Below are 10,838 nucleotides of genomic sequence, written 5' to 3' on the forward strand. Positions count from 1 at the left end.
AGCCCATGTGCGATGTAAGGACCCATCATGTTTGAAACTTTGAATATATACCATTGAACCTACAATAGGCAACATGTATATTTCTCCTTTCCAAATCAGTTTGTCCAAATAAAACCTCGTTTATTATATCACACTCATCAATAATTAGAATAGAGGTAGTATGAGTCGATTATTTATGCAAAATATCATACCTTTTAATTCCACTTCAAACGAACATAGAAATTAACTTGTTTCATTTCTATATATATAATTAAGACAAACAGAATTCTTTCCAATATATCTTCAGTCATATTTGGTATTTATAATAAATAATATATTAATAAAATAAAATTCAATTCTTCTTAAAATAATGTTATTAAACAAAATAAAAATAAGGTGAGTTATACCTTATTTCTTTTGATTATTTAACACCAATAAAATTGAAACGTTCTGTCTTGTTTAAACGAATAACAAGTAGCGGTACAAGTATTGCAGCTAAGATAAGTGTTACAAAGTTATACCCAAAGTTATACCCTAGTGAATAAATCCAAGCTCCTCCACTACCCGCAACTTCATTTGCTGGCCAGTAATATACTCCGGAAATCACTTGAGCTGCAAATCTTGCAAACATTGTAATAACCATACCGATATACAGGTTAGATATTTTACCAACCTTAGGAAACAAACTCGCTAAACCACAGATTGCTGCAGGAATGATGTAATCAAGTGAATATTGAATTGGATTTAAATACCATTCGTTCAACCCCATTAATGATGATACTAGCCACCATAATAGCCCAACACTCAATCCCTTTTTCCATCCCAAATGATACGACGCCATAAATACAGGTAGTAAACCTAAAGTAATACTTCCCCCACTTGGCATTTGAAGTATAGGTATAAACTTACTTACATACTCCAATACTACCGATAATGCTACATACAAAGCCATGTAGCTAAGATCTTTTACGTTAATTTTCATAAAAAAACACCTCCGATTGTTCAAAGGCGTAAGGATAAAAGCTAAGAACTCCCTACGCTAGTATTAACTAGATCAGGTGATAAGGGTTAACTCTCAGCACGATGTGCACCCCTGTTCACGGGTTTCATTATAACATTAAATATAGTATGATACAATGTAAACATAGAGGAAAATAACAATGATAGATTACCCATTATTAAACGCTCAAGTAGAATCATTACTAGAAGAATCAAATAAAATTGCTGCATTAGCAAATGTTAGTGCATGTATCAACGAAACATTGGATAACATAAATTGGATAGGATTTTATTTTCTACAAAACAACGAATTAATTTTAGGACCATTTCAAGGCAAAGTAGCTTGCACTCACATTCCACTAAATAAAGGAGTATGCGGTAAAGCTGCATCCTATAAACAAACTCAAGTAGTCAAAAACGTCCATGAATTTGATGGTCATATTGCTTGCGATAGTGCTTCTGAAAGCGAACTAGTTGTTCCCATTATTGTTAACGATACTGTTGTAGCTGTTTTAGACATAGATTCACCAACACTTTATCGTTTCAACGATAATGACGCCAAAGAATTTAAAAATATATGTACACTAATTAGCAATGCTTATCTTAAATTCAATTGGAAATAAATTAGGGATGTTATAGATTAGTCTATAACACCCCTTTTATTTTTCTCTTGGTAATCCAAATGAACTAGGATATCCTTGAATATTTAAACATTTAGCAATTTCCATTGCCCATTCTCTAAACTTCCACCCATATGCGGTTAATACATTATTATCCATACATGTATCTGGAATCACAATTCCTTCTAATTCCATTTTTTTCATTGTTGGATGGTCAATCAAATATTTCATTTGTTCTTCCCCTAATTTCATATTAGGATCTTCCAAAAACCATTTTCGATCAGTTGCGCTATAAAACTTACGATTATTCATTATTCCGCTTTTTGCTAAAACCATTGGACCAGAAGATATCGCCGCAATTAACTTACCCTCTTTTTCAGCATTTCGAATTAACTCATGAAGCTTACTATCCTTAAAATTGAGATATAAACCCTCAGCATAACTTCCAGTCATAACCAAAGAATCAAACTCATCTAATTCAATATCATCAAACGTACAATCAGGAACAATCTTCATTTTTTCTTCACATTGAATAGAATTCAATGTATTAGCTACAAATACTACCGGTTTTTCATTCAGCACTAAAACTTCTAATAATACTGAAATTTCATATAAACAAAAGCCTTCAAATACGATCACCGCAGTTTTCTTCATAACTAATACCTCAATATTCAGTTTATCTATATATCTCGTATTTACTTCTTGACTCAAAACATTTAACCATTTCATCAATTGCAACATCAGCTCTAAATAACTTAGTATCTGAATTACCTATCTTCATGGTCTTCATTGCACCTTTTTCTCTTAACTCTAATTCCACCAGTACAAATTGTTCACTATCTAAATCAATATCTAAATATTTCTTCCAAACTCGTCTTCCTTCAAGTTCAACTGAAGCTCCTTGTAACAAAATAGGACGACAATCCGAACGATATTCAGCTAAATGAAGAGCAGTACAATTATTAAACCCAACACCTAGTAGAAGTATAAAACCTTTTAATTCATATAATCTTGCAGTAGGTGATTCTTCTGATAATGAAAAATGCAACGAATGACGATTGCATAATAACTTAGCATATTTCCCCCAAGCTACATATGCAACGCTAGGATGGCTTGACATTACTGCCCCATCACGACGCCGTAAATTCTCTGCGATTACACCCATACACATAGTTTCTGATTCTTTCTTATGAAATGCTGGTGTATTTTCTCTAATTGTTTCCGCAAGTCCAAGTTCCACTGGCGGATTAACCCAAAACGTTGGTTCTGTATTATTTCCACAATGCATTGGCATTAAAATAGTACCACTATATCCAACAACATCAATAAGTGCATCAACAACTGTTTGAGCTCCTCCAACAACATAACCAAAACTCGATAAAGATCCATGAACTTCTAAAATCATTCCTGGTTTTATTCCAAGTTCAATAAAATTCTTCATCAAGTCCTTTTTTGTTAATACTGTTGTAACAATCTTTTTACTTTTCACCGTTATCCCCTTTTTCCTTACCATGTGCAATACGGCTTGCTGCACTAGCTGCTATCGCCCCTACAATATCATCTAAAAATGTATTACATTGAGGCCCCTCATGATTATTTAAAAACGCAATAATTCCAGGTTTTACACGATCAATGTATCCATAGTTTGTTAATGCAATAGAACCGTAAATATTACAAATACCATAAGCAAGAACTTCATCTACACCATACAATGAATAATCATCCATTAGTATATCCTCTAGTTCTTTACTAGGTAGTTTGCCTTGCTCTGCCATAATATCTAAATTTATACCTGTTATTATAGCATGTTGTACTTCTCTTTTAGCAACTACTTGTTTTACATCTTGTAATACATTTTCCATTCTCAAATCAGGAAAATAATCTTTTTGTAACATTATCGCGCATTCAGCAATATCTTCTAGTTTAACGCCACGATCTTGTAATAACTGAACACATACATCATACATATATTTATCCTCTTAGATTGCAAATTTCTTTGGCGATTTCCGCACCAACTCTTGCATTATTAAATACAAGTTGAATATTTGAATCTAAACTCTTTCCACCAGTAATTTCTTTAATCTTAGCTAATAAGAATGGAGTAGAATCTTTTCCATGAACTCCTTGTTCATCCATTTCTTTTAATGCTTGATTAATAGCTATATCCATTTCATCCTTATCCATTGCATATTCCTCAGGAATTGGGTTTGCTATTAAGACACCACCATCAAGCCCCATTTCACGTTTTGCAAAAATTGCTTCAGCGATTTCTTTTTCACTATCCATTTTATAATCTACCTTCAAACCTGAAGTTCTAGTATAGAAAGCAGCTAATTCTTCTGTTTTGTATCCCAAGACAGGAACTCCAAATGTTTCTAAATATTCCAATGTTAATGGCAAATCAAGAATTGCTTTTGCACCAGCACAAACTACCGTTACATTTGTATGCGCAAGTTCTTGTAAATCAGCTGAGATATCAAACGTTTCTTGAGCACCGCGATGCACTCCACCAACACCACCAGTTACAAACACTTCAATACCCGCTTTTGCAGCAAAAATCATTGTAGTCGCAACAGTTGTTGCACCCCATAGTTTTTTAGACATAATTACTGGTAAGTCTCTACGAGATACTTTAATGATTCCACCGCGTTTACCAAATTCTTCTATTTCATCAGGTGTCATACCTACAACACCTACTCCATCAATAATTCCAACAGTTGCTGGAACCACTCCTTTTTCACGTAATATAGCTTCTACTTCTAAAGCTGTTTTCACATTTTGTGGATAAGGCATTCCATGAGATATAATTGTTGATTCTAATGCAACAACTGGTTGATTGTTATCTAACGCTTTTTGAACTTCTGGATTTATTCTAATCATCATAATAAATTATTCCTTCCAATTTCCAATGTTTCAATTGTTTCTTCTATAAGTTTAACACATAACGATGGATTTACCGTATGTACACTTGTAATTGTACATACTGCAGCAGCAATCGCAAACTCAACTGCTTCATCAACAGACTTCTTTTCCATTCTCGCAAAAATGTACGATGCAAGAAAGGCATCTCCACCACCGGTTGCATTAGCTATATCCACCATTTTATGTTTAACCCAAATTTTATGGTCTTTAGTCCCCGCAAGAACCCCTTGTTCACCTAAACTAATGATAGGTTCCTCAACACCTTGAGCCAAATAAAAATCTAATGTATCAATAGCTGATTGCTTATCCGTAATATCAATATTAGTAAATATTTTAGATTCATATTTATTAGGTTTAAAGATAGCAAAACGATTCAAAATTCCTTCTATTTTATTTGCTTTAGCAATCGAAATAGGATCAATCGCAATCTTAGCACATGTATTCCTTGTTATATAATCTATTAATTCCTTTTTTAAATTAGTATCAATAACTAACAAATCATCTTTTTCTATTTTAGCTAGAATCGGTTCTAACATTTCTTCATCCATATGATTTAAGATATCCATATCACTCATCGCTAAATGCATATCATGCGACTCATCTAATATGGCCAAGTATATAGATGACCTAGCATCATGAACCACTTTAGACATACTACAATTCATGCCTACATCTTCACAATGTTTTTTTAATTGAATACCATATAAATCATCTGCAAAAATTGATATAAAGTAAACTTCTTTGCCCAATCTCGCTAAATTCTCTGCAATATTTCTTCCTACCCCACCAAATGAAGTAGTTATTACACCTGGGTTTGAATCATACATAAGTAAAGGTTTGAAACTTGCCCCGCAAATATCAACATTTGCTCCCCCAATTACAAAAACTTTGTTCATTGTTCACCTCGAAGACTTTCTTCTTGTATCTTTACCTTTTTAGATGCAACTATCTTATTTGCAAATGCCAGTGCAGACATCTTTAATGCAATATCATCTTCTTTAATTGGTCCAATATTTTGATTGTATTTTAGTTTAGGATTAATCAACGACATCGTTAATTTCAACGCATTCTCTTGTTCATCACAGAAAAAATTATAAGCACGATGAGTCCCCGTAAGATTAGCTTGGAATAAAATCCCTTCTTTTACCTCTTTGATTGTCATAACTTGCTTAAGTATTGTAATTGCTATTAAGTATCCAAAATGCACACGATTATACTGTTTCTTTTTATTTGGTGCTGGAATCATTTTCCACTTAACATAATTGTTAATCATTGAAGGAGTCAATATTTTTTCATCATCCTCAATAAGTGCCCCCACATACTTTTCTATAAGAGTAATTACTTGATCCTTATATAAATCCATGTCAGGAAGTTCTTCCCATCGAGGTAGATGTACATTATTTACTTGTTCACTCCATTGCTCTAGTTCTTTATTCATTATAAAATCCTCACTAATTAATTTTATTTTATCATACTTCTTTAACATTATTCCTAATTTTTAGATATAATAATTAAAGAAAGTGGGTTTGAAGAATGAAACGACAAGTATTATTATTAGGTGGTTGCTGTATAGACGAGATATTAGAGTGTGATCATTTACCTTCCTCTGGAGATGACATTTTAATTAAATCCAAAAAAGTCATGCTTGGAGGTTCATGTTTAAATGTCGCAACTGTATTAAAAAGACTAGGCAAAGAACCAGTTTTATACTCTGCACTTGACCCTAATGTATACGCTCAATATATACAAGACTTAAAAGATGAAGGATTCGATTGCTCTTGTTTGTATGAAGAACAGGGTCAAACCGGAACATGCACTATATTAATCGACAAAACAAAAGAACGAACATTCTTAACTTACAACGGAATAGAAGGTAACTTCGATGAGAATCGTATCCCCCAGGAAATAATAAATGAAATAGATTGGATTTATCTATCTGGAATATTTTTAACATATAAAGATGAATCCCAAAAAATAGTCCCATTTCTATTAAGAATGGTTCATCAAGGAAAACATATTATTTTTGATTTAGGGTCACTGATCAATCAAATTGAAATTACATTATTAAAGGAATGCGTAGAATTATCATCCATAATAAAAGGAAATGAATATGAGATTAATTGTTTAGTTAAACGATTAAGCATTCCCCATATTACAAATATAATCAAAGATAATCTTCGTGTCATAATTAAGACATGTGGAAGCGAAGGTTCTATTACTTATGTAGAAAACAATATACTATCTATTCCAAGCGTCGAAGTTGAACCTATCGATACCACCGGATCTGGTGATAGTTTTGTAGGAGCGTTCATATCAAGTTTATTGGACAATCTAACAACTCAAGAATGTTTGGAGATTGCATCAAAATTTGGCGCTTTAGCAACTAGACATCCTGGCGGAAGAATTAAACTAAACGAAAAGAAAGATAAGGCGTAAATTTTAGCCTTATCTTTTATAATAGTGGATCAATAATTGTTTTATTTATTTCTTTTATTGTTTTACAACTATTATTAAACTTAGTTTGATCAACTTCATTTAACTCTAGTTTCATAATTTCTCTTATACCATTACGATTAATAATTGCTGGCACTCCAATATATAAACCCTCTTGTCCATATTCTCCCGCTTGATATGCCGATACAGTAAGAATACTATTTTCATCATTTAATACTGCTTGTACTAAGCGATTTAATGTTAATCCTATTCCATAATATGTAGAATGTTTACGTTTTACTATTTCATAACCCGCTTGTTGTACTTGTACATAGATATTATGCAAATCTTCTAGATTTCTTTTCTCCTCATCAAGTAAATTTAATAATGGTTTACACCCGATATAAGCATTATTCCAAGGTACAAAGCTTGTGTCACCATGTTCACCCATAATATAAGCATGAATGTTACTTGTTGAGATATTCAAATATTCACTCATCATAAAACGTAAACGAGCTGTATCCAATAAAGTACCAGTACCTATTACTCTATTTGTTGGTAAACCACTAACTTTATGCGCAACATATGCCATTCCATCTACTGGATTACTTGCGACAATAATGATTCCATCAAAACCACTTTTCATAATATTCTCAGTAACATCTTTAATAATAACAGTATCCCTTGCTGTTAAATCTAAACGCGTTTCATCTGATCTTTGTGTAACACCTGCGGTTATCACAACAATTTGAGCATCTTTACAATCACTATAATCACCAGCAAGAATCGTTATGTTTGAACGTGCATATGGTAAACCATGTTGTAAATCCATCGCTTCCCCAATTGCCTTTTCTTTATTTACATCAATAAGTACTAATTCATCAATTCCACCTGTTGTCAAAAAACTATACGCCATACTCATACCAACAGACCCTGTACCAACAAGCACTATTTTTCTTTTTTCATTCATCATTAATATCCCCCCTTAAAACTAGTTAGTATGATATCATATTTCACAAGTGGTTACTAGTTACCAAAAGAAAACTTATTGAATTTCTTTCAATAAGCTTAATATTTCCTTAATAGAACCTTCAACTACCTCTAAAGTACGATCAGGTGATTGCAAAATCATGTAACCTTTCATTAAAGTCTCTTTAAATATCACTTGTTTTTTTTCACTTAAACTATGAAGTTTAATATTATTAGTCGACATTAATACCTGTTTTAAAACCTCACTCTTTTGAAACAATTCATGCTCTTGTTTAACTTCTTTAAATAGCTCCATTAATTTCCAATCCTTGTTGTGATCGGTTTGCATGATTTTTATACCACCAAACGGAATATCTAATTCTTTTAGTTTATTCAAAAAAGCCATCATTGCAACTGTATCAAATCCTTGCATAATCATGAACATTTCCTCATAAATACTATTTTCATGATAATCGTTGTCTATTTTAAAAGATTCTTCTAAAGTCATACTTAAATCATCATCATTTATCGATGAAACTTCAACTTTAGTAATTGGTGTAATTCTTTGGTATGATTCAACCATTTCCTTTGGACAACCATAAAGCCTAATCTTTTTCATTTTATCCACCTTACCTTACACAATTATATTATCATGTTTCATAAATTATTTTGATAAATATACTCTAATTTATCTTGATCTTATTCAATAACTCTTCCAATTCTTTCCTTCTTAATCCATCCAATTCTTTTAAAAATTCTATGAAGTAAAAAACCCAAGAATATTCATCACTAAAATCACTAAATAAATTATCATCTATCTTAACCACTTCATTAAATTTACCTACACTTGGATTCAATTGTTTAATGAACAGCGAAAGTTCTAAACTACTACAACTATTAAAATATTCAATAAACTCTTCCTCATCAAATATATCATGATCAAACAAATCTAAAAGATCAAATAAATTCACTTCTTTTTCATGAATATAGTTCACTTTTTCTTCTGTATTATTCAATAGTTGTAAATTGCATAAGTTTCGCAAGAACAATTGATTCTCAGATGTTTCTAAAAGCGTAATATTAAACTGTTCCTTTGTCTTTTGTTCATATACTAGAAAATCAAAATTATGATCATAAAAATTATTAAATCCCATTATCGTTTGTTCCTTAAATAAGTTTAGGTATTGCGCTATTTCTTTAGGTAATATATTTGATAAATTATTATAATTCTTCGCGATAATTTCAAGAACTTGTTTTCTATCCATCTTACTAAAGTATTCATAGTCATTTTCACTTAGCAATATACCATTTCTATTAATAACACTATTCGCTATAAACTGATTAGTACATAAATCACAAAAATTAATATTTAAAAATTTATTCTCAACATCATGCTGGATCTCAAATTCTTTAATTAGTTGGCAAAAATCTTCTTTAAATATTCTACAAAAATCATTTTCAATTTTAAATCTTTTCAAATAATAAAGATATAAATCAGATCCAGTTGAATCGTACATATTATGATCCATCGACATTCCATCAAACAATGGATAATCTAAATCTTCTTTTGCTATAGTATGATTGAATATACTACGGTATTCATTTAATGATTTAAAGTAATTAGGGTATTGTTCATCTAATATACTATTGTATCGATCATTACTTACATTCAATCTATTCAAAACTAATTGATGATAAATTTCTTTTAGTTCTTCAATATCTTTACTAACAATATCCACTCCTCTTTCATAAATAGCTACTAATTTTGTATCTATCAAATCTTTTTCACTATTTATCCCATGATTTACATAATAACTAATAGTATCCATAACCATTTTATAATTTTCAAATGAAATTGATGAACTTTTTTTATGATTAAACAAATTAACCAAATCCTTTGATAATTCTTTTACATTAACCATTAATTCTTTATATCTTTGTTTAGTTATTACTTGTGTTTCCTTACAATGATTAATTAATTCAAGTACATTGACATTATTAAAATGATTCGTTGAAATCGTTCGCATTATTGTTATACCCTTCTTTCTTTAATCCTATGATAATAGTTTTAATTAATTCTTTATCTTGAATCCCATATAAAGAAGTGTAAGTTTTGAAACAGGTGGTAATACATGTTTCATCATCTAAATGCCAATCAAACATACTTCTAATTTTATAGTAAATTAATATAGCATTTTCTAATGTAATCATTTTATTATCAAAACTAAGATATGGAGATAGTGTGTAAGGTAATATAATTTTATATAATTTTGATTCATCCAATTCTATCCATTTTAAATTCTTGCAAATTTCTTTTTGCACATGCACTAATTTTGCGATTTCCTCCTCACTCAACTCAAACCCTTTTGTAAGCAAATACTCATTAAGATTAATCAATTCATTTTGATGCATCGTGCTTTCTTGTAGTTTCAATAGGAGCCTCCTCATTGGTGTCCATTAGTTATATCACTACCCCCTAACCGTTACAACTCTTGAAAAAAAGCTGATTTTGTGGTAATATAAGTATGTAAAAAGAAGAGAACTAATCATTAATTTGATAAATTCTCTTCTTTTATTTCTTGTTTTGCTTGTTTTAATAATTCCTTTGAGTTAGCATATGTCAATTTATCTAAAGCTTCCTCAAATGGTAATACATATATTTGTGCAATCTCATTTTGATGTTTTACTATTTCTTGCTGATTATAATATGCAAGATAATAACTTACATGTTTCATTACATTATCATCCTTTTCATATTGAACCTTTTTATAGAATCCAGGAACTATCGACGCATTAACTGAAGTCTCTTCCTTAATCTCTCTTAATGTTGTTTCCAATTCGGATTCATTATTTTCAATATGTCCTTTAGGAAACCCAATATGTCCATCACTTTCCTGTACTAATACAAAATAAGGA

At 30.9% G+C, this 10,838-nt stretch carries 14 protein-coding genes and 1 riboswitch; of the genes, 2 read left to right on the forward strand and 12 right to left on the reverse strand.

Going from position 1 to position 10,838, the window contains the following annotated elements:
• Window positions 1-400: 400 nt before the first annotated feature.
• Window positions 401-961 carry an energy-coupled thiamine transporter ThiT gene (locus RR430_RS08015; RefSeq protein ID WP_332486256.1) on the reverse strand — a complete coding sequence of 187 codons (561 nt, stop codon included), beginning with the start codon at window positions 959-961 and terminating at the stop codon, window positions 401-403.
• Window positions 962-993: 32 nt separating this feature from the next.
• Window positions 994-1,084, reverse strand: a riboswitch (TPP riboswitch).
• Between the two features lie 55 nt (window positions 1,085-1,139).
• Between RR430_RS08015 and RR430_RS08020 the strand changes: the two genes are divergently transcribed.
• Window positions 1,140-1,601, forward strand: coding sequence for a GAF domain-containing protein (locus RR430_RS08020; RefSeq protein ID WP_332486257.1), 462 nt, complete (start codon window positions 1,140-1,142; stop codon window positions 1,599-1,601).
• Between the two features lie 36 nt (window positions 1,602-1,637).
• Here RR430_RS08020 and RR430_RS08025 read toward each other — a convergent pair whose 3' ends face one another.
• Genes RR430_RS08025 through RR430_RS08050 form a run of 6 tightly spaced genes read right to left on the reverse strand, consistent with a single transcriptional unit; the run spans window position 1,638 to window position 5,958 of the window.
• Complete coding sequence (locus RR430_RS08025; RefSeq protein ID WP_332486259.1) at window positions 1,638-2,252, reverse strand: DJ-1/PfpI family protein; 615 nt, start codon at window positions 2,250-2,252, stop codon at window positions 1,638-1,640.
• Window positions 2,253-2,274: 22 nt separating this feature from the next.
• Window positions 2,275-3,087, reverse strand: a complete 813-nt coding sequence (locus tag RR430_RS08030; protein WP_332486261.1) for an aminoglycoside N(3)-acetyltransferase — start codon at window positions 3,085-3,087, stop codon at window positions 2,275-2,277.
• A complete protein-coding gene (locus RR430_RS08035) occupies window positions 3,077-3,565 on the reverse strand; it encodes a phosphatidylglycerophosphatase A family protein (protein ID WP_332486263.1) in 489 nt (162 codons plus the stop codon). Before RR430_RS08035 ends, RR430_RS08030 begins: the two co-directional genes overlap by 11 nt.
• Before the next feature lie 4 nt (window positions 3,566-3,569).
• A complete protein-coding gene (locus tag RR430_RS08040) occupies window positions 3,570-4,481 on the reverse strand; it encodes a pseudouridine-5'-phosphate glycosidase (protein WP_332486265.1) in 912 nt (303 codons plus the stop codon).
• The gene (locus RR430_RS08045) at window positions 4,478-5,416 is read right to left on the reverse strand and encodes a carbohydrate kinase family protein (RefSeq protein WP_332486267.1); all 939 of its coding nucleotides are present in this window, start codon (window positions 5,414-5,416) and stop codon (window positions 4,478-4,480) included. The genes RR430_RS08040 and RR430_RS08045 overlap by 4 nt, the downstream gene beginning before the upstream one ends.
• A complete protein-coding gene (locus RR430_RS08050) occupies window positions 5,413-5,958 on the reverse strand; it encodes a DUF1836 domain-containing protein (RefSeq protein ID WP_332486268.1) in 546 nt (181 codons plus the stop codon). The genes RR430_RS08045 and RR430_RS08050 overlap by 4 nt, the downstream gene beginning before the upstream one ends.
• 95 nt (window positions 5,959-6,053) lie before the next feature.
• Here RR430_RS08050 and RR430_RS08055 point away from each other — a divergent pair, with 95 nt between their 5' ends.
• On the forward strand, window positions 6,054-6,956 hold the full coding sequence (locus RR430_RS08055) for a carbohydrate kinase family protein (protein ID WP_332486269.1): 903 nt from the start codon (window positions 6,054-6,056) through the stop codon (window positions 6,954-6,956).
• A 16-nt stretch (window positions 6,957-6,972) separates the two neighbouring features.
• On the opposite strand, the gene RR430_RS08060 is transcribed toward RR430_RS08055, so the two are convergent.
• The 5 genes from RR430_RS08060 to RR430_RS08080 form a co-directional block, all read right to left on the reverse strand.
• Window positions 6,973-7,923, reverse strand: a complete 951-nt coding sequence (locus tag RR430_RS08060; RefSeq protein WP_332486388.1) for an L-lactate dehydrogenase — start codon at window positions 7,921-7,923, stop codon at window positions 6,973-6,975.
• Between the two features lie 75 nt (window positions 7,924-7,998).
• The gene (locus RR430_RS08065) at window positions 7,999-8,541 is read right to left on the reverse strand and encodes a DUF3783 domain-containing protein (protein WP_332486271.1); all 543 of its coding nucleotides are present in this window, start codon (window positions 8,539-8,541) and stop codon (window positions 7,999-8,001) included.
• 64 nt (window positions 8,542-8,605) lie between these two features.
• Entirely contained in the window at window positions 8,606-9,949 is a 1,344-nt protein-coding gene (locus RR430_RS08070; protein ID WP_332508904.1) for a DUF6179 domain-containing protein, read from the reverse strand.
• Window positions 9,921-10,355 (reverse strand): DUF6323 family protein, encoded by a 435-nt coding sequence (locus RR430_RS08075; RefSeq protein ID WP_332486274.1) that lies wholly within the window; start codon window positions 10,353-10,355, stop codon window positions 9,921-9,923. The genes RR430_RS08070 and RR430_RS08075 overlap by 29 nt, the downstream gene beginning before the upstream one ends.
• Window positions 10,356-10,471: 116 nt before the next feature.
• A partial coding sequence (locus RR430_RS08080; RefSeq protein ID WP_332508905.1) for an NUDIX domain-containing protein occupies window positions 10,472-10,838 on the reverse strand: 367 nt, incomplete at its 5' end.

The organism is Anaerorhabdus sp., assembly GCF_036641015.1.
GTDB lineage: Bacteria > Bacillota_I > Bacilli_A > Erysipelotrichales > Erysipelotrichaceae > Anaerorhabdus.